Below are 26,952 nucleotides of genomic sequence, written 5' to 3'. Positions count from 1 at the left end.
AACCGGGCTAGCGGATGCCGCGGACCAGCCGGCCCGGCCGCGCGCCGGTGTCGATGCCGTGCCGTCGGGTGACGGTGCCGCTGACGATCGTCGCGTCGTACCCACTTGCGCCCTGCACCAAGCGTTTTCCCCCGGCGGGCAGATCGTGCACCATCTTCGGCGCGTGCAGCGTCAGCGCGTCCAGATCGATGACGTTGACGTCCGCCTTCTTGCCGACGGCGATGACGCCACGGTCCGACATCCCGTACAGCTGGGCGGTGTCATGCGACTGCTTGCGGATGACGTACTCCAGCGGCAGCTTCTCACCGCGATGGCGGTCCCGGGCCCAGTGCGTCAGCAGAAACGTCGGGTACGACGCGTCGCAGATCATGCTGCAGTGCGCGCCGCCGTCCGACAGCCCGAGCACCCCGGCCGGATGCGTGAGCATCTCGCGGATGGCGTCATGGTTGCCGTCCGAGTAGTTGAACATCGGGTACATCAGCATGGCGCCGGCGTCGGCTTCCAGCATCAGGTCGTACATCGCGGCCAGCGGGTCCACGCCGCGGCGCTCCGCGATCGCCGCCACGGTGCGCTCGACCGTCGGCTCGTAATCCGGCGGTTCGCCGATGTGGTACAGGCGATTTGCCGCATTCTGCGCCAGCATGAACATGCCGTCGAACAACTTCGTGGGATCGATCGGCAGGTCTTCCTCCGCCAGGATCGCGGCCCGCACCGTGGGCTCGGCCAGCTTCTCGGCGAGCTCCTCGCGCGTGCACTCGGCGACCAGCCGGCGGTACGTCGGCCGGTGGGTGAACGCGTGGTGGCCGGGGAAGCCCAGCAACATGCCGAACGGCCGCGCCGCCACCTGCGGGAACAACCGGCTGCCCGCCTGGTGCGCGGCCGCCGACAGATCGAGCTGCTCACGCCACAGATTGGGGTCGGCGTCGACCTGGATGAGCGCGAAGCTCAGGGCACAGTCGATCTCCTCTCCCAGCCGGCGCATCCACTCGAGTTCCTTGCGCGGCGCGACGATGTCCTCGCCCGCCGCGCCCTGCGGGGCCAGCTCGAAGACGGCCGCCCCACCGGCCGCGGTGGCCCGGCCCAGGGCGAACAACTCGTCTTCCGCGGCGAAGGTGCCGGGCACGGGTTCGCCGTCCATGGCACGGTGTGCCAACGTGCGTGACGACGAAAAGCCCAGGGCCCCGGCCTCGATCGCGTCCTGGACCAGTTTGGCCATGGCCTTGATGTCGTCGGCGGTGGCCGGTTCGTTGCGGGCGCCGCGCTCCCCCATGGCGTACGCGCGGACCGCGCCGTGCGCGATCTGGGTGCCCATGTCGACGGCCAGTTCACGCTGCCCGACGACGTCGAGGTACTCGCCGAAACTCTCCCAGCCCCACGTGATGCCCTCGGTCAGGGCAGTGCCGGGGATGTCTTCGACGCCCTCCATGAGCGCGATCAGCCATTCCTCCTGGCCGGGGCGCACCGGCGCGAAACCGACGCCGCAGTTGCCCGCGACCACCGTCGTCACGCCGTGGTTGCTCGACGGCTCCAGCACGCTGTCCCAGCTCACCTGGCCGTCGTAGTGGGTGTGGATGTCCACGAACCCGGGAGCGACGATCTTGCCGGTGGCATCGATGGTCTCGGCCGAATCACCGGACAGCACAGGGTCGTTCGGACCGCGGCGGTGAACCTCGACGATCTTGCCGTCCTTGATCGCGACGTCGGCGGTGAACCGGTCGGCGCCGGTGCCGTCGACGACGGTGCCACCGGTGATCTTCAGATCGAACACATCTGCTCCCTCGTTGCTGCCCGCGAACATCCGTCGGCGGCAGTACTGTAACAGTGTTACACCGTGATGGGCGGCAGATCCAGAGACTGGACGCAGCCCTGGTGTGATTAGGTGTTCGGCAAGGCTGAAGGAGGTGGTCATGGCTGAGGCAACCCAGCGCGGGTCCGATGGTCCGTCGAAACCTGTTGACGCTCAACTCATTCTGGATACCGCCGCGGCGCTGCTGGAACGCGACGGTGTCGAGGGCTTCTCCATGCGCAGCCTGTCCGAGCATCTCGGCGTCGCCGTCACCTCGATCTACTGGCACGTCGGCGGCCGGGACAAGCTGTTCGACCACCTGATCGACCGGCTGATCGAGGTGATGGCGAGCCTGCCCGCCACCGGCGACACGCCGGCCGATCGCATCGCATCCCTGGCCCGCGCACAGCGCACCGCGCTCATCGAACGCCAGCACCTGATGGCGATCGCGCACGAACGCGACCGGACGCCATCACTGTTCCAGCCGGTGCAGCAGACCCTCGCCGCCGAACTTGCCGCACTGGGGATCACCGGCAATCAGGCGGCCCTGGCCTTGCGGTCCATCGAGGTACACGTGATTTCGTCTGCGCTGATGCAGTTTTCGGCCATCCGCAGCGGCGAGCACGAGGAAGAGGACCCCTCACTGTGGGGCGACGATTGGCCGGATCAGAAACTGGTCGACGCCCTGCGCTCGCCGACCGACTACGACGCGGTGTTCGAGTACGGACTGGCCGCGCTCCTCGCCTCACTGGGGTGATTTGTGCACGAAAATCCGCGGCGAGCGCGGAAAATCGTGCACAAATCACTTGGTGGCGAACCGGCGGGTGCGCAGCTTGGGGATCGCCTGCTCGCTGAGGACGCGGGCGCGTTCGGCCATGGCGCCGGCGACGGCGTCGGGGTGGGTGGTCAGATAGAAGCCGCCGGCCGCCGACTGGTCGAAGATGGCCGCGGCCGCGGTGAGCGGGTCCATGGCAGAGAGTTGGTGCATCGCCGCGCGCTCGGACTCTGAGGCGTCGGCGGCGTCCCCGCTTCCACTGTCGACACCGCCGGCCGCCGTGAAGATGTTGGATTGCACCGGTCCGGGCAGCACCGCCTGCACGGTGACGTGGTCGTCGTGGCCGGCGAGCTCGACCTCGACGCGCAGGCACTCGGTGAGTGCGAGCACGGCGTGCTTGCTGACGATGTACGGCGCCTGCAGCTGCACCGTCGACACGCCACCGACGGACGACATGTTCCACACCCACGCGGGTTCGTCGGACGCCAGCATGGCGGGCAGGAAGGCCCGTACGCCGTGGAAGACGCCGCTGACGTTGATGTCCATGACGCGCTCCCAATTGGCGACCGGGGTATCCCACAAGTACCCGAACTGCTCGATGCCGGCGTTGTTCACCAGCAGGCGCACCGGCCCGATCTCGCGGTTGACCCGGTCGGCCAGGGCCTGCACGGCCTCGGCATCGCGGACATCGCACACCGCGTCGACGGCGGTTGCACCGGCAGCGGACAGTTCATCGCGCAGGGCGGCGACCGCGGCGGCGTCGACGTCGGCGAGCACCGTCGTCATCCCGAGCTCGGCGGCGTACCTGGCCAGTCCGGCCCCGATGCCCGAGCCGGCACCCGTGATGACCGCGATCCCACCACCGAACAGTTCCTGTGCACCCATGGCCGAAGTAAATCGCAGGGCGCGGGCCCGGACGGCCCGAACGTCCGATCAGTGGAATGCCGGTCAGGCCGGCTGGACCTCGACCTCGGCTCTCGGCGCCGCGCGCAGCACGCACCGCGCATATCCGATCCAGCTCACCACGCAGGCCACGAAGCCGATGACGATCATCGGCGTGACCGCCTGACCGAGAACCACTGCGACGGAATCACTTCCGGCCAGCCGCCGGTCGACCGCGCCGCCCGTCATCAACGGCAGCAGACTGACCACGAAGCAGGCGATGGCCGCGGCCAGCGCGGTGCCGAACATGGCGCGCACCGCGGCGACGATCATCGTGCCGGCCGCGAGCAGGATCAGCACGGCGAAGGGCAGCGGCCGCAACGCGGCGCCCAGGTTCCCGGTGATGTCCCAGATTCCCCAGCCGCTCATGGAACCGTGCCCATGGTCGTTGTGGGCGGTGTACCACGGCAGCACGGCAGCGACGACGATCATCGCGAAGGCGATGACCCCGATCGCCCAGCGCGTCAGTACGTTCTCGATCTCGACTCCTCAGACCCCCGTGAACGTCGGCTGCATCAGCGTCAAGATGGCCATGGCCAAGCTGATGAGCAGACACAGACTCAATACGATCATCGCACCCACCAGCAGCCAGCGGCCCATCCGGCGGCGAATGCGCGTCAACTTCGCGATGCGACGGTCCGCGACGTAGCTGATGGCGACCATGGCGAACGCGACATCGATGTGTTCGTCGCCGACGGTTGCCGCGCCCGCCGCGATCTCCTGCAGGCGCCCGGGCTCGATCTGCACTCCCGCGACGGCGAAGCGCCGACTGAGCCGGCGCGCCTGACCCCGCGTGAGCGGATGGTCGCACACGTGCACGTGGTGTCGTGGGGCTGCCACTTTGCGTCGTTCCCTCGATTCGGGCACCTCGACAGGCCCGAAAATGCAGAAGGCGCCCGGGAATCAAGTTACTCCGACGGGCGCCTTCGCACACTGCGACAGCGCTTTTAGAGCCCCATGTCCTTCGCGATGATCATCTTCATGACCTCACTGGTACCGCCGTAGATGCGGCCGACGCGGTTGTCGGCGTACAGCCGGGCGATCGGGTACTCGTTGATGTAGCCGTAGCCGCCGTGCAGCTGCAGGCAGCGGTCGATCACGCGCGCGGCCGCATCGGTGCAGAACAGTTTGGCCTTGGCGGCGTCGGCGGCGGACAGCTCATCGAGGTCGTGCGCTTCCATGGCCCGGTCGACGACAGCTTCCATCGCGTCGACGTCGGCCTGGCAGGCGGCGAGCTCGAACTTGGTGTTCTGGAACGAGGCGACCGGCTTGCCGAACACGGTGCGATCCTTGGTGTACTGCACGGCGAACCGGACCGCGGCCTTGGCCTGCGCGTAGGCGCTGACGGCGATGCCCAGCCGCTCGCGCGGCAGGTTCTGGCCGAGGTAGTTGAAGCCCTGGTCGGGCTCGCCGAGGATGTCCTCGACCGGGACCTTGACGTCGGTGAAGTTGAGCTCGGCGGTGTCCGAGCAGCGCAGGCCCAGCTTGTCGAGCTTGCGGCCGACCGAGTAGCCCTCCAGCTTGGTGTCGACCACCAGCAGCGAGATGCCGAAGCGGCGATCGTCTTCCTTGGGGGCCGACGTGCGCGCGCAGACGATCACGCGGTCGGCGTGCACACCGCCGGTGATGAAGGTCTTGGAGCCGTTGAGGACGTAGTGGGTGCCGTCCTCGGAAAGCTTTGCGGTGGTGCGCATTCCGGCCAGATCGGAACCGGTGCCGGGCTCGGTCATCGCGATGGCGAACATGATCTCGCCGCTGAGCATGCCGGGGAACCAGCGCTTCTTCTGCTCTTCGTTGCCGATGTCGCGGATGTAGGGCAGACACAGACCGACGTGCACGCTGGAGCCGCCGAACGACACCGCGGCGCGGGCCAGTTCCTCGGTGAGGATCGCCTGGAACTTGTACGAGGTCAGACCCTCGCCGCCGTACTCCTCCGGGATTTCCGCGCCGAAGATGCCGAGTTCGCCGAGCTTGTAGTAGAACTCGCGCGGCACGAGGCCCTTCTCGAACCACTCGTCGTAGACCGGACTCACCTCGGCCTCGACGAAGGCCCGGATCATGGCCCGGTAATCCTCGTGCTCTTCGCTGTAGACCTCGCGTTTCACAGACAACTCCTCAAAAGTGGTGAACAGTGTTAGCTTGTTGCCGTCACCATAAGCTAACAATGTTCGCTAATTCAAGGGAGAAGCAGATGGGCAGGCCCCGCGTACCGCTGCTCAACCGCGAACTCATCCGTGACACCGCTCTGGACTTGATCGATCGCGATGGCCTCGCCGAATTGTCGATGCGCAAGCTGGCCGCCGAACTCGGCGTGCAGGCGTCGTCGCTGTACAAGCACTACCCCACCAAGGACGACGTGCTCGACGCCGTCGCGAGTCGGGTCGCCGGGGAAATCGACACCTCCGGGTTCGACCGCGGCGATGACTGGCAGGACGCGCTGGCGGCGTGGGCCCGCTCCCACCGCGCCGCGCTGGCCGCCCACCCGAATCTCGTGCCCTACCTGGCGACCGGGCCGGGCCGTCGCGATGTCAGCCTCCGGATCGCCGACGCCGTCCACGGCGGCCTGGTCGGCGCCGGCTGGCCACCGCGGGAAGCGACCTTGATCGGTGCCGCCACCCGGTCACTGGTGCTCGGTTCGACCGTCGGCTCCTTCTCACGTGGATTCACCGACGACGTGCAGGTCTACCGCGACCGCTACCCGCACATGGGCCAGGCACATCTGCTGCGTGGCAAGGCCGACCAGATCGACACGGCCGGTTTCGAGCTGGCCCTGACTGCGTTCATCGACGGATTGGCCATCCGCTTCAACGCCCTACCGTGATTTGTGCACGATTTTCCGCGGCCGGCGCGGAAAATCGTGCACAAATCACCTGTCTTGCGGGGGTTTGGGTCCGCCGCCGAAGGGGTTCAGCCGCGACACCCCGGGGATGTTCGACAGCAGCCGGAACACCTCGTTGCCGGTGTTCACCAGGGCTTCGAGTTGCGGCAGCAGGGCGTCGAGCGTCCGGAACATGGGATCGGCCATGGCCATGACCCGCTCGGTGCGGTCGATCGTCGCGTTGAGCCGCTCGGTGGCCACCGCCAGGTTCTCGATGAGATCGGGCACCTGGGCGGCGAGCTGGACGGAGGCCGGCGGGATGCGCATGGCACCGCTGGCCACCGCCTGCGTCATCTCGACGGCGGACTGGGCGGCATCGACCGCGGACTGAGCCGCAGCCTTCAGGTCGCTGGGCTTCGGAATCATTTGACCGGCCATACAGTTAACTGTGCCGCACCCGGGCCCGCCTGTCCCGTGATCGACACGGCTACACGTCGGTAACGCTGCTCACGACCGAGACGGCAGTACCAGGATCTTGACGTGCTCGTCCGGATTCCGCAGCGCGGTGAACGCGTCCGCAATGCCGTCGAGCCCGGTGCGTCCGGTGATCAGTGCCTCGGCGTCGATCTCCCCCGCCGCCAGCCGGCCCAGCGCCTTTTCGTAGGCCTGCTCGTACGGGCCGTGCCCGAAGTTGATCGCGATCTGTCGCATCTGCGCGACCACCGGGATGATGGTCTCCTCCGCGAACGGCGATGCCACCACCTGGATGCGCGACCCCCACGGCAGTGTGTGGGTCAGGGTATTGAGCGTGCCGACCCGGCCGCTGCACTCATAGGCGATCAACAGGCCACCGCCGGTCTTGCCGCTGCCCAGCAACTCGTTGTAGACGTCGATCGGGTCCTGTTCGGTGGGGTCGACGACGATGTCGGCGCCCATCTTCGCGGCGAGCTCGCGCCGCTTCGGCGACGGCTCGGAGGCGAGGACGAGGTGCGCGCCTGCGGCTTTCGCGGCCAGGATCGTGCCCAGACCGATCGAGCCGCAGCCGATCACCAGCGCGGTGTCCGCGGGCGTCAGCCCCGACTGCTGCATGTGCATCTCGCCGACGTGCAGCGGTTCGGCCAGGGACGCGTGTTCGAGCGAGAGGCCGTCGGGCACATGCCGCACCCAGAAGGCGTCGACGACGATGTACTCGCCGAACGCCCCGTGGTAGTCGTTCGAGTAGCCGATGATCGTCGGCATCCCGTTCTGCTCGGTGGTGATGCCGAGGCCCGTGACGCGGTCGTCGACCTGGAAATCCTCGACGCCCTCGCCGGTTTCGACGACGACGCCCGCCCATTCATGCCCCAGCACCACCGGACGGGTGGCGTCGAAGACCGCGAACGGGAAGCCCGCCCCGGCTGCGACGGACACGAACCGGCACGGGTCCTTGGACATGCTCAGGTCGCTGCCGCAGATGCCGCACGCGGCCACCTTGATGCGCAGCTGGCCCGGACCGGTGGCCGGCGGCTCCGGCACGTCCGTCACGGTGAACTGGCCGTCGATGAACTGTGCTGCCCTCATGCGTGTGCTCCTGCGGTGTTGAGTTCGTTGGCGGGCGCCGGGGTGGCGGGCAGATCGGTCGGCTGCCCGTAGTAGTCGGTGTAGGCCTTGGTGATCGCGCCCACGAGGTTGCCGATGAGCACCTCTGAGTTGTCCTGCGCGAACTGCAGGCTGGCCTGACGGCCGGCGTTGCGGCGGCGGAAGTGCGGGATGACCTCCGAGGCGAACAGCTCGTAGCTGCGCTTGGTGTTCTCCCAGTCGGCCAGGTCGACGTGCATGATCAGCAGGGTGCCGAAGCCGCCGGTCTTCTCGATCAGGCGATCGATCTGCGCGATGGCGTCCTCGGGCGTGCCGATGATCGCCTGACCGAACTCGCCGAGCGATTCGGTGCGCCAGTAGTCGATGATGCCGGCCGGGGTCTGCGCCCAATCCGGGTTGATGTTCTGCTGCCGGTTGACGTATTCGGCGATGGCGTGAATGCGGCGGCTGACGGCGCGCTCGGCTTCCTCGCGCGTCTCGGCGATGAACATCGGGTTGACCAGACGCCATGTCGACCGGTCGGCGACATGGCCGTTCTCGGCCGAAACCTGTTCGTACACACCCCAGTTGCGGTCGAGCGACTCGTAGCCGGCCTGCGAGCTCGCGGCCAGCGACAGCAGCGACAATCCGTGCTTGCCGGCCAGTACCGAGCCGTTGGGCGAGATGGTCGAGGCGGTGGCCACCTCAATGCCGGCCGGGTTGTAGGTGGGCAGCTGGGCGCGGGCGTCGCGCAGGGTGAACCAGTCGGTCTCCATGTTGACCACCTCACCGCGCAGCAGACGCAGGACGGCTTCCAGCGCCTCGCCCTGCATGCGGCGCTGGTTGGTGGTGGTGATGCCCATCATGTGCGCGTCGAGCGGGATCTTGCCCGGGCCGGTTCCGACGATCAGCCGGCCGCGGGTCTGCAGGTCCAGCTGTGTGATGCGGTCCGCGGTGATCAGCGGGTGGTGGTACGGCAGCGACATCACCCCGGTGCCGAAGCGGATGCGCTCGGTGCGCTCGGCCGCGGCGGCGATGAAAACGTCAGGCGCCGGGACGATCTCGGCGCCGGTGGAGTGGTGCTCCCCCATCCAGGCCTCTTCGAAACCGAGGTGGTCCAGATGCGTCATCAGGTCGATGTCGCGGCGCAATTGCAACGCCGGGTCGGCATCGAGCGGATGGTACGGGGCGAGGAACGCCCCGAACTTCATGGACGTCGGGCTCCACTGGGCAACGCTGCTCACGGTGGTCTCCTGATTCTCGGTGAGGGCTGTCTCGGCTTGCCCGGCCGACTGTAATCCGATCACTCGATTGGATCAAGTGATCCAGAAATATGGGCGCGCTCGTCAGCCACGAGTGCGACGAAAATGCACGCAGATTGCGGCGTGTTGCCGTACAGACACGGCCGCTCGCGGTTAAGAATTCAAGAGGCGCTCGGTGCCGCCGACGACGAACGTCACGAGGTCTTCGTAGAACGCTTCCAGGGCCGGGGCCGACAGCTTGGCGCGGTCCCATTCGTCGGCGCGGCTCAGGCCCTGCACGAAGCCCATGATCGACACCGCCCAGCGGGCCTCGAGCCGGGCCTCGTCGGCGTTCGGGAAGGCCCGCCGCACCTGTGCCAGCAGGGCGACGCGCAGCTTGGGCTCGATGTTCTCGTCGGCCGGGCCGGCCTGGGTGATCTGGGCCATGATCTTGATCCAGCGCATACCGCGAGTGCGCTGGCGCCGGAGCAGATCGAGATAGGGTGCGGTGACGGCGCGGACCAATGCGTCGGGCGACGGCGCGGCCGAATCCGCTGCCAGCACATCGACATTCGCCTGGATGGCCGAGCCCACCGCGGCGCCGAGGTCGAGCACCACCGCGCGCAGCAGCTCATCCTTGGAACCGAAGTGGTAGTGCACCGAGGCGGCGCCGAGGCCCGCCGCCGCATTGACCGAGCGCACCGAGACGGCGTCCACGCCCTGCTCGGCGAAGAGCTTCTCGGCCGTCTTCACCAACTTGGCGCGGGTGGCATTGCCCTGGCGGTTCTGCGATGTGCCCGACACGGTCAGAAGCATGTCACAGCGGTGCGCCGGCGCCACCGAAAGCGTTGCGTGTCTCCAGGATCAGCAACGCCACGTGCAGGGAGGTCGCCGACTCACCGTCGGCGAGGTCGACGTCGAGGATCTGCTCGATGCGGCTGAGCTTCGCATAGAGCGACGGGCGGCTCAGATGCAGCCGCGACGCGAGCGCCGACTTGTTGCCGCCGAGTTCGAGGTGGCCGCGCAAGACGTCGAGCAGGCCCTCACCCGTCTCCATGTCGTGCAAGATCAGCGCGCGCAGCTCCCCCTCGGCGAATCGCTGCACCCGCGGGTCGGTCCGCAGCATCGACAGCAGCCCGCGCAGCCTGATGTCGGCGACCCGGAAGCAGACCCGTTGCGACGCGGGCAGCGACAGCGCCGCCTCGGCGACATGGGCAGCATCGGTGATGCGGTGAATCGCGTCGATCAGGCCCGCCGCCGGCGAACCGATGCCCAGTACCAGGCCGTGAGCGTCGACGGCACGTTCGGCGTCGCGTCGCAGTGCGCGGCCCAGTGGCTCCAGCGCGCCGCCTGCGCGCGTGTTGAGCGACAGGACCATGGCGATCTCGCCGGGACCGCGCAGTGAGAACAATCCGGTGTGCCCCAACGCCTTCACCGACCGGGTGACCACGTCGAGCAGGCGTGCGCTGCGGCGTTGTTCGGATACCGGGTCGGTGTCGGAACCATCCTGCGCGGCCCAGCTTGCGATCCGCAGCGTTGCGGGCAGGTACTGCGCCGCCGGACGCAGGCCCAGCGCGAAGGCGCGCGCTGTCGCCTCATCCTCGAACCGGATACGTTCGCGCGCAACGTCTTCCAGTAGACCGGCCTGCGCCTGATGTTCGATGTCGGTGCGGCCGCGCTCGGCCATCCGGTGCAGCACCAGCGCCTGCGACGCCCGCTCCAGCACCATCGTGAACCTGCCCGCCACGTCGTCCGAGGGACTCAGCGCGATCAGACGGCCCCACGCATCCTCGCCGCGTCCCACCTCGCTGATCACCCAGTCGTCGGTCCGTTCGGCCCCGGTCTCGTGCTGGCGGGACCGACGTTGCCAGTCCCGCAACACATCTGAGGTCGGGCGCCCGGCCGTCGCCACCGCGATCGCCTGGTGGGTGAGGTCCTCGAGGACGACGGGCGCGCCGAGCAGATTCGCCGCCGCCTCGGCGATCCCGGCGGGCGTCGCCCGGCGCATGCTCAGGTCGGTGAACACCTCGTGCGTCTGCCGCGCGAAATCGACCTCCTGGTACTGGTCGGCGACGATCACGCGGTGCACCTGTTCGGTCACCTCGACGAACTTGATCACCCGGCGCACCGCCACCAGGGCCAGCCCGAGTTCTTCCGCGATCGCGCCGACGTTGACGGGCAGCGGCACGGCCCCGGCGCCCAGTTCGACGACGACGCCGACGGCCTGCGCGGCAGCCACCGACCGCAGGTACTCCAGCGGCGCGGCCCGCAGCGCGGCACCGGTCGTCAGCACCAGCTCACCGCCCTGCAGGACTTCCGAGAGGTCCGGGACGTCACTGACGTGGACCCAGCGGATCGGCCGGTCGAATCCGGTGGCGCAGAGAATCTCGGGCTCGCCCTGCTGAATGACCGGCAGGGCGACGATCTCGGCAACGGTGGGCATTTACAAAGTGTAAATCGAGCGGTCGAACTTGATACAGATTGTCGGCCAATTCAGGGGTTCCGCCGCGGCAAGCTGAGTGCACACCCCGCCCCGACCCGGAAGGCCAATCTCGACGATGACCACCTCGCAGACCATCTCGCACTGGATCAACAACGACGTCTTCACCGGATCCTCGGGACAGTCGGCACCGGTCACCAACCCGGCCACCGGCCAGGTCACCGGCCAGGTCGCGCTGGCCAGCGTCGAGGACGCGCAGGCCGTCATCAACGCCGCCGTCGCCGCCTTCCCGGCCTGGCGCGACACCTCGATCACCAAGCGCGTGCAGACGCTGTTCGCCTTCCGCGAGCTGCTCAACGCCCGCCGCGAAGAGCTCGCCGCGATCATCACCGCCGAGCACGGCAAGGTGCTCTCCGACGCCATGGGTGAGGTCGCCCGCGGCATCGAGGTCGTCGAATTCGCCTGTGGCATCCCGCATCTGCTCAAGGGCGGCTACGCCGAGAACGCCTCCACCAACGTCGACGTCTACAACATCCGGCAGGCCCTCGGCCCCGTCGCCATCATCGCGCCGTTCAACTTCCCCGCCATGGTGCCGATGTGGTTCTTCCCCATCGCCATCGCCGCCGGCAACACCGTCGTCGTCAAGCCGTCCGAGAAGGACCCGTCGTCCTCGCTGTGGATGGCCGAACTGTGGAAGGAAGCCGGCCTGCCCGACGGCGTCTTCAACGTCCTGCAGGGCGACAAGACCGCCGTCGACGAGCTGCTGACCAACCCCGCCATCAAGGCCGTCTCGTTCGTCGGCTCCACGCCGATCGCGCAGTACGTCTACCGGACCGCCACCGCCTCCGGCAAGCGCGTGCAGGCCCTCGGCGGCGCCAAGAACCACGCCGTGATCCTGCCCGACGCCGACCTCGATCTGGCCGCCGACAGCATGGTCAACGCCGGCTTCGGCTCGGCCGGTGAGCGCTGCATGGCCATCTCGGCCTGCGTCGCGGTCGGTCCGATCGCCGACGACCTCGTCGCCAAGATCGTCGAGCGTGCCGCCGCCATCAAGACCGGTGACGGCGCCAAGGACTCCGACATGGGCCCGCTGATCACCAAGGTGCACCGCGACAAGGTCGCCGCCTACATCGACGCCGGCGAGGCCGAGGGCGCCAAGGTCGTGCTCGACGGCCGCAACCTCACCGTCGAGGGCGCCGAAGACGGCTTCTGGCTCGGCCCGACGCTGCTCGACAACGTCACCCCCGAGATGAGCGTCTACACCGACGAGATCTTCGGCCCCGTGCTGTCGGTCGTGCGCGTCGAAACCTACGACGAGGCATTGGAACTGATCAACAACAACCCCTACGGCAACGGCACCGCGATCTTCACCAACGACGGTGGCGCGGCCCGCCGGTTCCAGAACGAGGTCGAGGTCGGCATGGTCGGCATCAACGTCCCGATCCCGGTTCCCATGGCGTTCTTCAGCTTCGGCGGCTGGAAGGCCTCGCTGTTCGGCGACACCCACGCCTACGGCCCCGAGGGCGTCCAGTTCTTCACCCGCGCCAAGGCCGTCACCCAGCGCTGGGCCGACCCCAGCCACGGTGGCATCAACCTGGGCTTCCCGGAAAACAACTGATCGCGCGAACCAGATAGAGGACCTGACATGACCCTCGCCGCGGACCACGTCCTGCCCGTCGGACACACCATCGACTCGATGCGCGCCGAAGCCGAGCGCGCCTACGCCCTCGACCGCGCCCACGTCTTCCACTCGTGGTCGGCCCAGGGCGCGCTCAACCCCATGACGATCACGGCGGCCGAAGGCAGCTACTTCTGGGACGGCGACGGCAACCGGCTGCTCGACTTCTCCTCGCAGCTGGTCAACACCAACATCGGCCACCAGCACCCGAAAGTCGTTGCCGCGATTCAGGAACAGGCCGCCAAGCTGTGCACCATCGCACCGCAGCACGCCAACGCCGCCCGATCCGAGGCGGCGCGGCTGATCGCCGAGCTGACCCCCGGCGACCTGAACCACATCTTCTTCACCAACGGCGGCGCCGACGCCAACGAGCACGCCGTCCGCATGGCGCGGCTGCACACCGGCAAACACAAGGTGCTGGCCCGCTACCGCGCCTACCACGGCGGCACCGACCTCGCGATCAACCTGACCGGCGACCCGCGACGGTTCGCCAACGACCGCGGCGCCGCCGGCGTCGTCCACTTCAACGGCCCGTTCCTGTACCGCTCGGTGTTCCACGCCGAGACCGAGGAGCAGGAATCCGCTCGGGCCCTCGACGAGCTGCGGCGCGTCATCGAGCTCGAGGGCGCCTCGACCATCGCGGCCATCGTCCTGGAGTCCATCCCGGGCACCGCCGGCATCATGGTGCCGCCGCCGGGCTACCTGGCCGGGGTGCGCGCACTGTGCGACGAGTACGGCATCGTGATGATCGCCGACGAGGTCATGTCGGGCTTCGGCCGATCCGGAAAATGGTTCGCCATCAACCACTTCGATGTCATTCCGGACCTGCTGACGTTCGCCAAGGGCGTCAACTCCGGCTATGTGCCGCTGGGTGGTGTCGCGATCAGCGACGCCATCTTCCAGACCTTCGCCGAGCGCGCCTACCCGGGTGGCCTGACCTACTCCGGGCACCCTCTGGCGACGGCGGCCGCCGTCGCGACCATCAACGCGATGCGCGACGAAGGCATCGTCGAGAACGCCGCCCACCTCGGTGCGGACATCATCGGGCCGGCCCTGCGGGATATGGCGCAGCGGCACCGCAGTGTCGGTGAGGTCCGCGGCGCGGGTGTGTTCTGGGCCGTCGAACTGGTCAAGGACCGCGAAACGCGGGAGCCGCTGGCGCCCTACGGTGGCAGCAGTGCCGCGATGAACACCGTCATCGCGTTCTGCAAGGAGAACGGCCTCATGCCGTTCACCAACTTCAACCGCATCCATGTGGTGCCGCCGTGCAATGCCACCGACGACGAGGTCCGGGCCGGACTGGAAATCCTGGACCGCGCCCTCGACGTGGCGGACCAGTACGCCCAGTAGGGGTACTGTCGGCCGGTGCGGATAGCGCTGTTCGCGACCTGCCTGGCCGATGCCATGTTCCCGGCTGCCGCCATCGCCACGGTGCGGCTGCTGGAGCGGCTCGGGCACGAGGTGGAGTTCCCGGCCGGGCAGACCTGCTGCGGCCAGATGCACGTCAACACGGGCTACCTGCGTGAAGCCGTGTCCTTGGTGCGCAACCACGTGGACGCCTTCAGCGGATTCGATGCCGTGGTGGCGCCGTCGGGATCGTGTGTCGGGTCGGTGCGTCACCAGCACGCGATGGTGGCGCACCGCGCCGGCGACACCGAGCTCGCGGCGCGCGCCGAATCGGTTGCGGCGCACACCTTCGAACTCTGCGAGTTCCTGGTCGACGTGCTCGGCGTCGACGACGTCGGCGCCTACTACCCGCACCGCGTCACCTACCACCCGACGTGTCACTCGCTGCGGCTGCTGGGTGTCGGTGACAAGCCGCTGCGATTGCTGCGCAACGTCCGCGGCCTGACGCTCGTCGAACTGCCGCAGGCCGAATCCTGTTGCGGCTTCGGGGGCACCTTCGCCGTGAAGAACGCCGACGTGTCCACCGCGATGCTCGAAGACAAGATGGCGAACATCGCGACGACGGGCGCCGCGGTGTGCACGGCAGGTGACGCATCGTGCCTCATGCACATCGGCGGCGGACTGAGTCGGATCGGCAGCGACGTCCGCACCGTGCACCTGGCTGAAATCCTGGCGGCCACACCATGACCGCGGTGTTTCTCGGGCAGCCGGGCGTGGGGAATCTCCGTGGCGACCAGAGCTTCCCGGCTGCCGCGCGCACCGCGCTCGGCGACGCGCAACTCCGCCGCAACATCGGCCATGCCACCGGCACCATCCGCGCCAAACGCCTTGCCGCCATTGCCGAATGCGATGACTGGGAGCAGCTGCGGGCCGCCGGCAGTGCCCTGAAACAGGATGTGCTGGCGCGGTTGCCGGAGTTACTGGAGCAGCTCGAAGCCAATGTCACAGCGCGTGGCGGCACCGTGCACTGGGCGCGCGACGCCGACGAAGCGAATCGCATTGTCGCCGAGCTGATCCGGGGAACCGGCAGCAACGAGGTCGTCAAGGTGAAGTCGATGGCCACGCAGGAGATCGGGCTCAACGAGTACCTGGAGGCCGAGGGCATCACGCCCATCGAAACCGATCTGGCCGAGCTGATCGTTCAACTCGGACACGACAAACCGAGTCACATCCTGGTTCCGGCGATCCATCGCAACCGCGCGGAGATCCGGGACATCTTCGAACGCGAAATGCCCGGCGCCGGCGAACTCACCGACGAGCCCCGCGTGCTGGCCATGGCCGCCCGCGCGCATCTGCGGCGAAAGTTCCTGTCCGCCAAGGTCGCCGTCAGCGGCGCCAACTTCGGGGTGGCCGAGACCGGGACCCTGGCGGTCGTCGAATCCGAGGGCAACGGGCGGATGTGCCTGACCCTGCCCGAAACCCTGATCACCGTCATGGGCATCGAGAAGGTGATCCCGCGCTTCACCGATCTCGACGTGTTCATGCAACTGCTGCCGCGGTCGTCGACCGCCGAGCGGATGAACCCGTACACCTCGATGTGGACGGGCGTGCACCCCGGCGACGGCCCGCAGCGGTTCCATCTGGTGCTGCTCGACAACGGCCGGACGCGCGTCCTCGCCGACGAAGTGGGACGTGCTGCGCTGCACTGCATTCGGTGCAGTGCGTGCCTGAACGTCTGCCCGGTCTACGAACGCACCGGCGGGCACGCCTACGGCTCGGTGTACCCGGGGCCCATCGGCGCGATCCTCAGTCCCCTGCTGACCGGGACCACCGGCCACGACGACCCGAACGCGAGCCTGCCGTACGCGTCGTCGTTGTGCGGCGCCTGCTTCGAGGCCTGCCCCGTGCGCATCGACATCCCGTCGATCCTGGTGCATCTGCGTGCGGTGCAGGTCGATTCAGAACGTGGCGGGCTGCCCGGCGGACAGGACCTGGCGATGAAAGCCGCGGGCTGGGCCATGGGTTCCGCGGCGCGGTTCGGATTGGCCGAGAAGGCACTCGGGATAGGACGACTGGTAGCAGGGAAAGATCACCGCATCAGCAGGCTGCCCTGGCCGGCATCGAAATGGACTGCGAGCCGGGATGTTCCGGCACCGCCCACCGAGACGTTCCGGCAGTGGTGGGCCCGCAACCGGAGCGGCGAACAATGACCGACGCGCGGGCAGTGATACTCGAGCGCATCCGCACCGCACTCGGATCGGCCCCGCCGGCCGAGGTACGCGTGCCACGCGACTATGACCGGCAGCCGCTGACCGGCCCTGGTGACGTCGACCGGTTCGCCGAGGCGGTGGCCGACTACCGGGCGCGCGTTCACCGCGTCGGGCCAGACGCGGTCGCCCCGACCATCAGCGCTCTCGTCGGCAGCGGGACCGCCGTCGTTCCCGCGGACCTGCCGCCCGACTGGGTGACAGGCAGCCACACCATCGTCGACGACCCACCCGTCGGCCTCGAGGTACTGGACAGCGTCGCTGCGGTGGTGACGGGCTGCGCCCTCGGGATCGCGGCAACCGGAACCATCGTGCTGGATGCCGGTGCGGCACAGGGCCGCCGCGCGCTGACGCTGGTGCCCGACCATCACATTTGCGTCATCCGGGCCGACCAGATCGTCGACACCGTGCCGCAGGCCTTCGCGGCGCTCGACCCGTCACGCCCGCTGACCTTCATCTCCGGGCCGAGCGCGACGAGCGACATCGAACTGCAGCGTGTCGAGGGTGTGCACGGTCCACGGACCCTCGACGTCGTGATCATCGGGGCCGCGAGGTAAGAATGGATCCTGTGACTGACATTGCACCGTTTCAGATTGCCGTGCCCGACGCCGTGCTGGAGGATCTGCGCCATCGTCTGGCCAACACCCGGTGGCCGGAACCCGAGTGCGTCGACGACTGGAGCCAGGGCATTCCGCTGCGCTACACGCGCGCCCTCGCCGACTACTGGGCCAATGGCTACGACTGGCGGGCCCGCGAGGCCGCGCTGAACCGGTTCGATCAGTACGTCACCGAAATCGACGGTTTGGACATCCATTTCATCCATCAGCGGTCACCGCACCCCGATGCGCTGCCGCTGGTCATCACGCACGGCTGGCCCGGGTCGATCGCCGAGTTCCAGAAGGTCATCGGCCCGCTGACCGATCCGACCGCGCACGGCGGACGGGCCGAAGACGCCTTCCACGTGGTGTGTCCGTCGCTGCCCGGCTACGGCTTCTCGGGCAAACCAGCCGCCACCGGCTGGGGCGTCGAGCGGACCGCGCGGGCGTGGGACGAGCTCATGGTGCGACTCGGCTACACCCGTTACGGCGCGCAGGGCGGCGACTGGGGTGCGGCGGTCACCACCCAGATCGGGCGAAACGTGGGTCATTGCATCGCCATTCACACCAACATGCCCATGGGCCGCCCCGCCGCCGGCACGACGGAGTTCACGGCCGAGGAACAGAACGCGCTGGCGGCGCTGAAGCGTTACCAGGACGTCGATTCCGGCTATGCCAAGCAGCAGTCCACGCGTCCGCAGACGATCGGCTACGGCCTGGTCGACTCACCGGTGGCGCAACTGGCGTGGATCGTGGAGAAGTTCTGGTCGTGGACCGACCATGACGGTGACGTGCAGAGCGCGCTGAGTCGCGACGAGATGCTCGACGACGTGATGATCTACTGGGCGACGGCCACCGGGGCGTCATCGGCGCGGCTGTACTGGGAGAGCTTCCGGGTGTTCGGCGGTGGCCAGAAGAAGGTCGAGCTGCCCACCGGTGTCGCGTCGTTCCCGAAGGAGATCCTGCGGGCGCCACGGTCCTGGTGCGAGACCGGCTACAACATCACCCACTGGACCACGATGCCGCGCGGTGGCCACTTTGCGGCATTCGAGCAGCCCGAGTTGTTCGTCGACGACGTGCGCGCGTTCTTCGCGACGGTGCGCTGACGACTGAGTTATTCCCAGTGTGAGGTCTATGCACAGAAGCAGCCAGTTATGGGTGCACAGCACTCACATTCGTCGGTGTCGCCACCGACGGTGTGGCCATGCAACCTTTCATCGGAAGTCAGGAAGTACGCCGGGGAGCGCTCACCAGACATGATCTGGCCCGCGATTACCGGTCGATATTCCGCGATGTATACCTACCGCGCGATATCGAACTGACGGCGAAGCTCCGAGCACAAGCCGCTTGGCTCGCGAGCGGTGCGCCGCTGTGCGGATTGTCTGCAGCCGCGGTGCTCGGCACAAAATGGTTGGACCCAAGCGACCCCGCGGAGATCTTGCGCGCAAATCGGCGGTCTCAGGCTGGGCTCGCCGTGCGGTCGTGGACTGTCGGCGCGTGCGAACTGTGCGTAGTCGGTGACATCACCGTCACCACCGCGGCCCGGACGGCCTTCGACATCGGCCGCACTCGTCCTGCACCACAAGCAATTCCGATTGTCGACGCGGTGCTCAACGCGACCCGCATCACGGCGGCCGATGTGGCAGCGGTCGCCGAGGCACACCGTGGAGTCCCGGGTGCAGCGAGACTGCGAGCCATGCTTGGGCTGGTCGACGGCGGTGCGGAGTCCCCGCAGGAGAGCAGATTGCGGCTCGTTCTAGTCGGTGCGGGTCTACCGACGCCACAAACGCAGATCGAGTTCCGTCACCTCCGTATCCGCGTCGATATGGGATGGCCCGAGTGGAAAGTGGCAGTCGAGTACGACGGCGTGCACCATTGGACGGACCGCCGGCAGCGGTCGTGGGATATCGATCGGATCGCATTGCTCGAAGCCGAAGGCTGGACCGGGGGCCGGCTGCCCGATCTGACGACTGTGAGTCCTATGCAGGGATTTTCGCGAAATCACCTGCATAGGACTCACACTCGCGACCCTCGCCACCGCCGGTAGCCGCCGTAGACCACCAGCGCGACAACGAAATTCACGAAGTACGCGATGTCGGCGCCATGCCACGCCACGGCGACGGGCCCTTGCAACAGCGTGGTGTTCATGAACGGGATCGCGGCGCCGTAGGCCACCGCGAACGCGACGAGCGCGGCAATGGCGTCGGCGCGCGGCGTCGTCTCCGCCGCGGGATCCACCGTCTGCCGGCCGCGGCTGCGGCGGCGCCAGTCGACGATCACGATGGCCGCGAAGGCGGGAATCCAGTAGCTGATCAGGAGCAGCACATTGGTGAATCGCGTTGCGGTGTCGCCGGTGTGGAGCCACAGGATGAGGCCGAACGCCAGCGCCGTCACCACCAGCGAGGAGATCGGCCGCCGTACGCGGACGCCCAGCGTCTGTAGGGCGAGGGAACCGCTGTAGTCGTTCATCACGCCCGAGCCGACCGATGCCAGCGCGATGACCGCCAGCGCGATGGCACCCAGTGCTCCCCCGCCCATCACCGACCGCACGCCCTCGGCGGTCTGGTCGGTGATGAGACCGCCCGCGGCGATGCCGATGGTCTCGACGAACACGTACGCGGCGGCCAGCCCGGCGAAACTGAACCCGAACACCTTGCGCGGTGCGGAATCCGCCGGGAGGTAGCGGCTGAAGTCGGCGGCATAGCTGGCCCACGACACGGCCAGGCTCAGGGCAATGGTAACCGCCAGCACGAAGGCGCCGGCGAGGTCGGCGCCGTGCGCGGTCGCCGGCGTCACAACCTGGTGTCCGGCAACGAGTTTGACCGCGAACACGACGAACGTCACGAACAACACCACGGTGAGAACGGCCTGCAGCCGATGGATCAGCTCGTAGCCGATGAACCCGACCGCGCCCTGCACGCCCAGCACGATCAGCACCGCCGCCCAGAACGGGATACCGAGCAGCACGGCGAGCGCTTCGCCGCCGAACAGACCGACCAGTGCGTCCCATGCCACCGACGAGAGCCATTGCAGCACAGCAGGTACCGCGATCAAACCGCCGAAAGCCAGCCGCGCCCCGGGCAGCTGCGCAGTACCGGTGCGCGGGCCCAGCGTGGAGAGGTAGCCGACGACCAGCGACCCGAGCACCGTGCCGACGAGCATCGCCAGCATCGCCAGCCAGAACCCCAGACCGAGCGCGCCGATCATCGCGCCGGTGAAGACGCACGTCATGTTGATCTGCGGCGCGAACCACACCGTGAACAACCGGCCCGGCGTGCCGTACCGCCGGTCGGCCGGAACCGGGGCGATGCCATGGGTTTCCACCGACAGGTCCCCGGCCCGGCTGGGGGTGCGGCCGGTGAACGGCGAGGCGGTGAGCGCGGTGGCCGGTGGCGTCATGCCCCTATTCGACCACGAGGACCGGTTCCTGGTGGTCCGCTCCGGCCACGGGTCGAGCGCCACTGCGGGCGGCGCCGACACCGGCCAGCACGACGAGTGCGAGACCGGCGACGGCGGGCAGCCCCGGCACCTGATGCAGCACGATCAGCCCGAGCATCATGGCGAATGCGGGTTCGAGGCTCATCAGCGTGCCGAACGCTGCCGCGGTGAGGCGCTTGAGGGCCAGCATCTCCAGCGTGAACGGGATGGCCGGCAACAGGATGGCGAGACCCAGGCCGGCCAGCAGCAGGTGCGGCGTCAGATGGCCGACGACAGACGGACCGGCCACCATGGTGACGACCAGCCCGGCCACCGGCATGGACACCGCCAGACCCGTGATGCCGGAGACCTCGTCGCCCACGCGCTGTGTCAGCAGGATGTAGGCACCGAGGCAGACCGCTGAAGCCAGCGCGGCGAGCACACCCACGGGGTCGACGGCAGCAGCCCACGGTTGGGTCAGCAGAACGACGCCGGTGCCCGCCATCGCGGGGAACAGCAGCCGTCCGCGTCCGCGCCCCTTGGCCACTGCGACGCCAAGCGCGCCGAGGTATTCCAGGGCACTCGCGGTGCCGAGCGGAATGCGGGAGACCGCCACCATGAACAGCACCGTGAAGCCGGCGGTGGCGATACCGAGCAGCACACACGACAGGAACGCCGAGCGGGTGAACGACTTCGGCCGCGGCCGGACGAACAGCAGCATCAACGTGCCGGCCCAGGCCAGGCGGAGCCAGGCCACGCCGGCCGGCCCGATGCCGTCCATGAGCTTCACCGCAAGGGCGGCGCCCAGCTGCACCGACATCATGGACGCGACGGTCATGAGTGCGCCGTTTCGCGCCGCTGCGGTGGTCATGCGTTGTATTGAACGGGAACCAGAATGTTCATGTCCACGTGATAATCGTGGACATATCGTTCGCAATTCATGAATGAAGCCGTTGCTGCAACGACTGCAACAACGGCTCCTTCGTGATCCGGATCAGAACCGAACCGATCAGAACGTCGGAACGAACGTGCCGTTCACCCAGACGCCCCAGTGGTTCCATCCGGCATCCCAGACCTGGGGATTACCCATCGACCACGCCGGTTCGGCCGGCTTCGGGGGCGCCCATGCCGGCGGTGCCGTCACGGTCGGCCCGGGAGGCGGCGTCATGCTCGCCGTGGCCATGCCTGTGCCGACACCCGCGGCGCCGGCGAACAGAGCACCGGCAACAGCAGTGGTGACAGCTGTTTTCTTCATCCTCATCGCGATCCTCCAATCAGATGATTGCGGGGTGTCCACCCCACGGATTGCTCGGACAGTTGTTGGTTACCGCGTGCGTCCCGCCGCTAAACCTTCTGCAGCGCTTCACAATCGGAGCGCTACACGTCCCGCCTGATCCGATCGGGGAACCGGCTGTGGCCGAAATCGATCTGAGCGGCGGGATTGCTGACCGCAGTGGTGAGCCCGGTACCGATGGGCCCGGCGCTGTCGTACAGCGTGGTGGCACCGACCGCGATGCCGCGGTCCGCCCAGTGCGTCTCGGCCTCGACACCGACCCAGTCGTCCTGCGGCAGCCGCGTCAACGCCACGGTCAGGTCGCCGTTGATGTAGCCGATGCCCGCGGTCCCCAGATTCGTGACCATGCTGGTGCCCTCGGCGGCCACGGCGGCCCGGACGAACGGCGTGTTGGTCTCGCCCTCGATGACGTCGAGGGGCTGGTTGACGTAGCGCTTGCGGGCCGTGTTCTGATGCTCGGCGATGGCCCGCGTCCAGCCCACGCCGTCACTGCTGATGTACGGCGCCAGCCCGCCGTCGATCTCCGTGGGCGGCTCGAAATCGGTTGTGCGGAACCACTCCTCGCCGGGAGGCGCCTCGGCGAGCCGATACTGCACCAGCGTGGCCCGGGCGACGACCACGCCCTCCTGCACCACGTCACACTCGGAATTACGCACGCGTCGCCCGTCCCGGACCAGCTTCACCTCTGTCGTCGTCGGCACGCCGCGCGCGGCGCGGAACAGGTCGACGGTGAGGCGGGCCGGCAGAAAGTCGGGCAATCCGAACGCGGCCTCCAGTGCGTGGGCGGCCAGCCCCACCACCGCCGGACCGTTGAGGTGGTCTTCACCCCACAGGCTCTGGGCGAATCGGGTCGGCTGGACCCGGTCGGCGTCGATCGGGATGAAGTGGGCGGGGCGTGCGGTCATTTTCGGATCGTCGCACATTGGCTAAATATTCATAACTTCGGGCCGGACGGTGCAGAATCATGCAGATTTCCTGGACAATGGTCGGATGGACACCCGACGGCTGCGCCTCCTACTGGCGCTGTCACGCCTGGGGTCGATGCGGGCCGTCGCCGAAAACCTCAATCTGACGACGTCGACGGTGTCACAACAGATCGCCGCACTCGCCAAGGAGACCGGCACCCAACTGATCGAACCGGAAGGCCGCAGAGTCAGACTGACACCGGCCGGACAGCGCCTGGCCGATCATGCGGTCACCATTCTCGCCGCCGTCGACGCGGCGCGCCTGGACCTCGATTCCGACGCCGAACCCGTCGGCACGCTGCGGATCGGCGGATTCGCCACCGGCATCCGCGTCTCGCTGCTGCCGATCCTGGCGGAACTCACGAAGGAGCACCCCGGAATCGATGTCGCCATCAGCGAATACGAGCCCATCGAAGCGTTCGCGCTGCTCACCGACGACGACCTGGACCTGGCCCTGACCTACGACTACAACCTCGCTCCGGCCTCCCCCAGCCCGCTGCTGGAAGGCTTTGCGCTGTGGTCGATTCCGTGGGGCCTGGGCCTGCCGGCCGACGAAGCCCACGGACCCGCCGAACTGTCCGACTACGCGGACCGGACCTGGATCGTCAACTCGCGCAACACCGCTGACGAGGATGCCGTCCGCACGCTGGGTGCGCTGAGCGGATTCACCCCGCGCATCGCCCATCAGATCGACAGCCTCGAGCTGGTCGAGGATCTGATCGTCGCCGGATACGGCGTCGGTCTGCTGCCGCTGGAACGCCCCACCAGCGCGGGCATCAAGGTCGTCCCGCTGGCCGGGCCGACGGTGATCCACACCGCCTACGCCGTCACCCGCAAGGGCCGCACCAATTGGCCGCCGCTACGGGCCGTGCTCGACCGGCTGCGACCGGGCGACGGACCGGTGCCCCTCCCGACGTGGCCGCGCCCCGAGGCCGTCGGCACCGAATGACACTGACCGAGATCTGGGAGGCTACCGGCGTGAAACTGCTCAGGGCGGCGCTGGTCGCAACGCTTTTGACCGGATCCGCGCTGCCCGCCGCGCGCGCCGAATGCACCGGTGCCTGCGATGCGCAGCAACGCGTCGCGGCGGCCGACGCCTACCTGGCCACCCGGCCGGGCACCGTCGGCTACGTGCTCCGCGATCGCAAAACCGGTGCGGTGTACCGTAATTCGCATGCCGGAGACATGGTCTGGACGGCCTCGACCATCAAGCTCGGCATCGTGGTGGACCTGTTCGCCCGGCAGAGCGCCGGGCTGCTGCGGCTCACCGACAACGACATCGCCCTGATGGGCAAGATGCTGCACACCTCGGACAACGACGCCGCCGACACCCTGTGGACGCGGTACGGCGGACCCGACCACACCATCTTCAACAACGACTTCCCGCATTTCGGCATGACGCGGGTCCAACCGCAGCGGGGATTCGGAGACATGTTCCCCTACTGGGGTTTTCAGAAGTCGACCACCGACGATCTGGACCAGATGGTGAACTACATGCTGACCCGGTTGCGGCCCAACGAGACCGCCTGGATCGTGAACGCCATGCAGAACGTCGATCCGATCCAGCAGTGGGGCGTCTGGGGCGCGGGCCCGAACATGGCGCCCGGCAACAAGGACGGCTGGTCCGACGAACAGGGCGGCTGGGTGACCAACACCGTCGGATTCGCCGGTCCCGGACAACGTTTCACGCTGGCCGTCATGAACGCGTTGAACGGCGCCGGCGGCAATGCGGACGGCCAGGCCACCACTACGCGGTTAAGCCAGATATTGCTGGCCAATCGGCAGTAAATTGACGTCATGACCTACGGCGAGAACTACCCAACCTCAGGCGCTTACGGCGCACCGACCCCGGTGCATCCCGGCGACCTGCTGCCCCGTTTCTTCGCGCGGTTCATCGACGGACTGATCGTCGGAGTGCTGGCCTTCTTCGGCGCCTTCTCGATCGGCTCGATGTCGGACATCATGGTGACCGGCCTGTTCTCCGGGCTGGGCACCTTCCTGTACTTCGTGCTGTTCGAGGTGCTGGCCGGCGCGACGCCCGGCAAGATGGTGCTGGGCCTCAGCGTCCGCGGCCCGCACGGCATGCCGAAACCCGATTTAAAGCAGTCGGCCATCCGCAATTCGTTCACCCTGCTGACCATCATCCCGTGGGTCGGCGGGCTGCTCGCGTTCATCGCATACATCTTCATCGCCGTCACCATCAGCTCCAGCCCCTGCAAGCAGGGCCGGCACGACGAACTCGCCGGCGGCACCCAGGTGGTCAAGAAGTAGCGGCCTAGCCGTGGACCAGTGAAAAGCCTTCCCAGGCCTGACGCTGCTCGGCCCGGGGATCGAACTCGACACGCGTCTTGCGGTCGAACACCAGCACGGCGCGGTCGTCGGCGTCGTACCGTGGCCAGCCCGCGCCGGGGACGCCCGTGCGGGCGAACGCCCGCCAGCGGTTCTGCACGTCATTGCTGATCCGCAACGCCGACTTGCGGTCCATGGCGGCCGTCAGCACCGAACCCAGCGGGGTCCGGTACACGTCGAACACGGCGAGCAGTTCGGTCGCGTGCGTGGCGCCCAGACCCGTCCAATGCAGCGCCGGTGGCGCGTAGTCGTACCGATACGCGTACGTGGGCGCGTGGCGCATGTGCGCGCCGGCGATATCCCACGCCGCCGTGCCGAAGGCGAAGTCGCCGCCGAGCTTGATACAGGCGTCGGCCGAGTGCGGGTAGCCCGGATAGGCCCCGATGATCCGGGCGCGTTGCTCGGCCGGGACATGGGCCAGGATGCGTTCGATCATGGCCTCGTTGGTGGGCAGCAGCTGCATGAACTTGGTGAACAGGCGACCCTCGTCGGCATTGCTGCCCACGATGAGCGGCACCTGGTGGGCCCGCCCCTCGCGCATCGCGACCATCGGATCCTCGGGGAGGAACTCGGTGCCGTACGCCGGGCCGGCCGGAAAGGCCCCCGGCATGTCGGCCACCGCACCATGGATGACGCGGTCCAGCGCGGCCAACAGCTCAGCCGGTTTCGCGGCCATGAGCGCGGCGGCGCCGTCGCGCTCACCGGCGCCGAGCTGTGCGGCGAACTGCTTCGCGAACTGGGCCGCCGCGTCGGGTGACCGCACCATGCCACTGGCGGGACTCTCCGCAATCGCTTGGTGGAAAAGGCCTTTCGCCTGCGGCACGGCGAGCAGCGTCGCGACGGCGTGCGCACCGGCACTCTCCCCGAAGATGGTCACGTTGTCCGGGTCGCCGCCGAAAACCGCGATGTTGGTCCGCACCCACTTCAGCGCCGCCACCAGGTCGCGCAGGAACAGGTTGTCGTCCAGCGGGTGCTCCGCAGTGGCCAGGGTCGAGACGTCGAAGCAGCCGAGCGCACCCAGCCGGTAGTTGGCCGAGACGAAGATGCAGCCGCGCCGCGCCAGTGCGGCCCCGTCGTAGATCGGGGTGGCAGAACTGCCGAGGATGTAGCCGCCACCGTGGATGAAGAACATCACGGGCAACGGCTCGCCAGTGGGCTGCTCGGGCGTCACCACGTTGAGGGTCAGACAGTCCTCACCCATCGGCTGGTACTTGCCCACGCTGAGCATCGTGAATTTGCGGTCCTGCGGCGCGCAGTACGTGAAGCCATGGCAGTACCGCACGCCGCGCCACGGCTGCACCGGTTGCGGGGCCCGGTAGCGCCACGGGCCCACCGGCGGCCGCGCGTAGGGCACGGAACGCCAACGGTGCACACCGTCACGGGTGAAACCCTCGATGGTTCCGCTGTCGATGGTCACGCGGACGGTACGTTCGTGCATAAATGGACACTATCGAAAATCTGTAATCACCGGGGTGCCTGA

27 protein-coding genes are annotated in these 26,952 nt (G+C 68.0%); 12 read left to right on the top strand and 15 right to left on the bottom strand.

What is annotated here, in order from left to right; all coding sequences use genetic code 11:
• Positions 1–7: 7 nt before the first annotated feature.
• Positions 8–1,768 (bottom strand): N-acyl-D-amino-acid deacylase family protein, encoded by a 1,761-nt coding sequence (locus ACZ5IQ_RS15165; RefSeq protein ID WP_212811455.1) that lies wholly within the window; start codon positions 1,766–1,768, stop codon positions 8–10.
• A gap of 139 nt (positions 1,769–1,907) precedes the next feature.
• Here ACZ5IQ_RS15165 and ACZ5IQ_RS15160 point away from each other — a divergent pair, with 139 nt between their 5' ends.
• Entirely contained in the window at positions 1,908–2,543 is a 636-nt protein-coding gene (locus ACZ5IQ_RS15160) for a TetR/AcrR family transcriptional regulator (RefSeq protein ID WP_212811456.1), read from the top strand.
• Between the two features lie 45 nt (positions 2,544–2,588).
• Here ACZ5IQ_RS15160 and ACZ5IQ_RS15155 read toward each other — a convergent pair whose 3' ends face one another.
• The 4 genes from ACZ5IQ_RS15155 to ACZ5IQ_RS15140 form a co-directional block, all read right to left on the bottom strand.
• Positions 2,589–3,446 (bottom strand): SDR family NAD(P)-dependent oxidoreductase, encoded by an 858-nt coding sequence (locus ACZ5IQ_RS15155; RefSeq protein WP_212811457.1) that lies wholly within the window; start codon positions 3,444–3,446, stop codon positions 2,589–2,591.
• Between the two features lie 63 nt (positions 3,447–3,509).
• Entirely contained in the window at positions 3,510–3,935 is a 426-nt protein-coding gene (locus tag ACZ5IQ_RS15150; protein ID WP_212811458.1) for a hypothetical protein, read from the bottom strand.
• Positions 3,936–3,992: 57 nt separating this feature from the next.
• Complete coding sequence (locus tag ACZ5IQ_RS15145) at positions 3,993–4,343, bottom strand: hypothetical protein (protein ID WP_212811459.1); 351 nt, start codon at positions 4,341–4,343, stop codon at positions 3,993–3,995.
• 107 nt (positions 4,344–4,450) lie between these two features.
• Positions 4,451–5,608, bottom strand: coding sequence for an acyl-CoA dehydrogenase family protein (locus tag ACZ5IQ_RS15140; RefSeq protein ID WP_212811460.1), 1,158 nt, complete (start codon positions 5,606–5,608; stop codon positions 4,451–4,453).
• An 86-nt stretch (positions 5,609–5,694) separates the two neighbouring features.
• Here ACZ5IQ_RS15140 and ACZ5IQ_RS15135 point away from each other — a divergent pair, with 86 nt between their 5' ends.
• Positions 5,695–6,324: a TetR/AcrR family transcriptional regulator gene (locus tag ACZ5IQ_RS15135; RefSeq protein WP_212811461.1), complete on the top strand. Its 630-nt coding sequence runs from the start codon at positions 5,695–5,697 to the stop codon at positions 6,322–6,324.
• A gap of 45 nt (positions 6,325–6,369) precedes the next feature.
• Here ACZ5IQ_RS15135 and ACZ5IQ_RS15130 read toward each other — a convergent pair whose 3' ends face one another.
• From ACZ5IQ_RS15130 to ACZ5IQ_RS15110, 5 genes are all read right to left on the bottom strand, one after another.
• Positions 6,370–6,759 (bottom strand): hypothetical protein, encoded by a 390-nt coding sequence (locus ACZ5IQ_RS15130; RefSeq protein ID WP_212811462.1) that lies wholly within the window; start codon positions 6,757–6,759, stop codon positions 6,370–6,372.
• Positions 6,760–6,828: 69 nt separating this feature from the next.
• Positions 6,829–7,881 (bottom strand): alcohol dehydrogenase catalytic domain-containing protein, encoded by a 1,053-nt coding sequence (locus ACZ5IQ_RS15125; protein WP_212811463.1) that lies wholly within the window; start codon positions 7,879–7,881, stop codon positions 6,829–6,831.
• The gene (locus ACZ5IQ_RS15120; protein ID WP_244872553.1) at positions 7,878–9,122 is read right to left on the bottom strand and encodes an LLM class flavin-dependent oxidoreductase; all 1,245 of its coding nucleotides are present in this window, start codon (positions 9,120–9,122) and stop codon (positions 7,878–7,880) included. Before ACZ5IQ_RS15120 ends, ACZ5IQ_RS15125 begins: the two co-directional genes overlap by 4 nt.
• A gap of 171 nt (positions 9,123–9,293) precedes the next feature.
• A complete protein-coding gene (locus ACZ5IQ_RS15115; protein ID WP_053856342.1) occupies positions 9,294–9,923 on the bottom strand; it encodes a TetR/AcrR family transcriptional regulator in 630 nt (209 codons plus the stop codon).
• Between the two features lie 13 nt (positions 9,924–9,936).
• Positions 9,937–11,562, bottom strand: coding sequence for a PucR family transcriptional regulator (locus ACZ5IQ_RS15110; protein ID WP_464480011.1), 1,626 nt, complete (start codon positions 11,560–11,562; stop codon positions 9,937–9,939).
• Between the two features lie 115 nt (positions 11,563–11,677).
• Here ACZ5IQ_RS15110 and ACZ5IQ_RS15105 point away from each other — a divergent pair, with 115 nt between their 5' ends.
• From ACZ5IQ_RS15105 to ACZ5IQ_RS15075, 7 genes are all read left to right on the top strand, one after another.
• On the top strand, positions 11,678–13,177 hold the full coding sequence (locus ACZ5IQ_RS15105) for a CoA-acylating methylmalonate-semialdehyde dehydrogenase (protein WP_464480010.1): 1,500 nt from the start codon (positions 11,678–11,680) through the stop codon (positions 13,175–13,177).
• 27 nt (positions 13,178–13,204) lie between these two features.
• Positions 13,205–14,587: an aminotransferase class III-fold pyridoxal phosphate-dependent enzyme gene (locus tag ACZ5IQ_RS15100; RefSeq protein WP_464480009.1), complete on the top strand. Its 1,383-nt coding sequence runs from the start codon at positions 13,205–13,207 to the stop codon at positions 14,585–14,587.
• Positions 14,588–14,602: 15 nt separating this feature from the next.
• Positions 14,603–15,331 carry a (Fe-S)-binding protein gene (locus tag ACZ5IQ_RS15095; RefSeq protein ID WP_212811467.1) on the top strand — a complete coding sequence of 243 codons (729 nt, stop codon included), beginning with the start codon at positions 14,603–14,605 and terminating at the stop codon, positions 15,329–15,331.
• Positions 15,328–16,794, top strand: a complete 1,467-nt coding sequence (locus tag ACZ5IQ_RS15090; RefSeq protein WP_212811468.1) for a LutB/LldF family L-lactate oxidation iron-sulfur protein — start codon at positions 15,328–15,330, stop codon at positions 16,792–16,794. Before ACZ5IQ_RS15095 ends, ACZ5IQ_RS15090 begins: the two co-directional genes overlap by 4 nt.
• Positions 16,791–17,408: a LutC/YkgG family protein gene (locus tag ACZ5IQ_RS15085; RefSeq protein ID WP_212811469.1), complete on the top strand. Its 618-nt coding sequence runs from the start codon at positions 16,791–16,793 to the stop codon at positions 17,406–17,408. The genes ACZ5IQ_RS15090 and ACZ5IQ_RS15085 overlap by 4 nt, the downstream gene beginning before the upstream one ends.
• Positions 17,409–17,428: 20 nt before the next feature.
• Positions 17,429–18,553 carry an epoxide hydrolase family protein gene (locus ACZ5IQ_RS15080; RefSeq protein ID WP_212814817.1) on the top strand — a complete coding sequence of 375 codons (1,125 nt, stop codon included), beginning with the start codon at positions 17,429–17,431 and terminating at the stop codon, positions 18,551–18,553.
• 98 nt (positions 18,554–18,651) lie between these two features.
• Positions 18,652–19,494: a hypothetical protein gene (locus tag ACZ5IQ_RS15075; protein ID WP_464480008.1), complete on the top strand. Its 843-nt coding sequence runs from the start codon at positions 18,652–18,654 to the stop codon at positions 19,492–19,494.
• Here the strand turns inward: ACZ5IQ_RS15075 and ACZ5IQ_RS15070 are convergent.
• The 4 genes from ACZ5IQ_RS15070 to ACZ5IQ_RS15055 form a co-directional block, all read right to left on the bottom strand.
• Positions 19,464–20,846 carry a purine-cytosine permease family protein gene (locus ACZ5IQ_RS15070; protein ID WP_464480007.1) on the bottom strand — a complete coding sequence of 461 codons (1,383 nt, stop codon included), beginning with the start codon at positions 20,844–20,846 and terminating at the stop codon, positions 19,464–19,466. The two genes, ACZ5IQ_RS15075 and ACZ5IQ_RS15070, sit on opposite strands and share 31 nt — an antisense overlap.
• A 4-nt stretch (positions 20,847–20,850) precedes the next feature.
• Positions 20,851–21,735, bottom strand: a complete 885-nt coding sequence (locus tag ACZ5IQ_RS15065) for an EamA family transporter (protein WP_318985089.1) — start codon at positions 21,733–21,735, stop codon at positions 20,851–20,853.
• Between the two features lie 138 nt (positions 21,736–21,873).
• On the bottom strand, positions 21,874–22,119 hold the full coding sequence (locus ACZ5IQ_RS15060) for a hypothetical protein (protein ID WP_318985090.1): 246 nt from the start codon (positions 22,117–22,119) through the stop codon (positions 21,874–21,876).
• Positions 22,120–22,241: 122 nt separating this feature from the next.
• Positions 22,242–23,063: an acyl-CoA thioesterase domain-containing protein gene (locus ACZ5IQ_RS15055; protein ID WP_406783694.1), complete on the bottom strand. Its 822-nt coding sequence runs from the start codon at positions 23,061–23,063 to the stop codon at positions 22,242–22,244.
• A gap of 85 nt (positions 23,064–23,148) precedes the next feature.
• On the opposite strand from ACZ5IQ_RS15055, the gene ACZ5IQ_RS15050 reads away from it, so the two are divergent.
• From ACZ5IQ_RS15050 to ACZ5IQ_RS15040, 3 genes are read left to right on the top strand one after another with little or no spacing between them, the layout of a single operon-like run.
• Positions 23,149–24,072, top strand: a complete 924-nt coding sequence (locus tag ACZ5IQ_RS15050; RefSeq protein ID WP_212811472.1) for a LysR family transcriptional regulator — start codon at positions 23,149–23,151, stop codon at positions 24,070–24,072.
• 29 nt (positions 24,073–24,101) lie between these two features.
• Positions 24,102–24,911: a class A beta-lactamase-related serine hydrolase gene (locus ACZ5IQ_RS15045; RefSeq protein ID WP_244872554.1), complete on the top strand. Its 810-nt coding sequence runs from the start codon at positions 24,102–24,104 to the stop codon at positions 24,909–24,911.
• Between the two features lie 9 nt (positions 24,912–24,920).
• Positions 24,921–25,394: an RDD family protein gene (locus ACZ5IQ_RS15040; RefSeq protein ID WP_212811473.1), complete on the top strand. Its 474-nt coding sequence runs from the start codon at positions 24,921–24,923 to the stop codon at positions 25,392–25,394.
• Between the two features lie 4 nt (positions 25,395–25,398).
• On the opposite strand, the gene ACZ5IQ_RS15035 is transcribed toward ACZ5IQ_RS15040, so the two are convergent.
• Positions 25,399–26,910, bottom strand: a complete 1,512-nt coding sequence (locus tag ACZ5IQ_RS15035; protein ID WP_464480006.1) for a carboxylesterase/lipase family protein — start codon at positions 26,908–26,910, stop codon at positions 25,399–25,401.
• Between the last annotated feature and the right edge of the window lie 42 nt (positions 26,911–26,952).

The sequence above is a fragment of the Mycobacterium toneyamaense genome (genome assembly GCF_055384815.1).
Note: the sequence above shows the minus strand (reverse complement) of the source record. Positions and strands in the feature narration are given on the sequence as shown.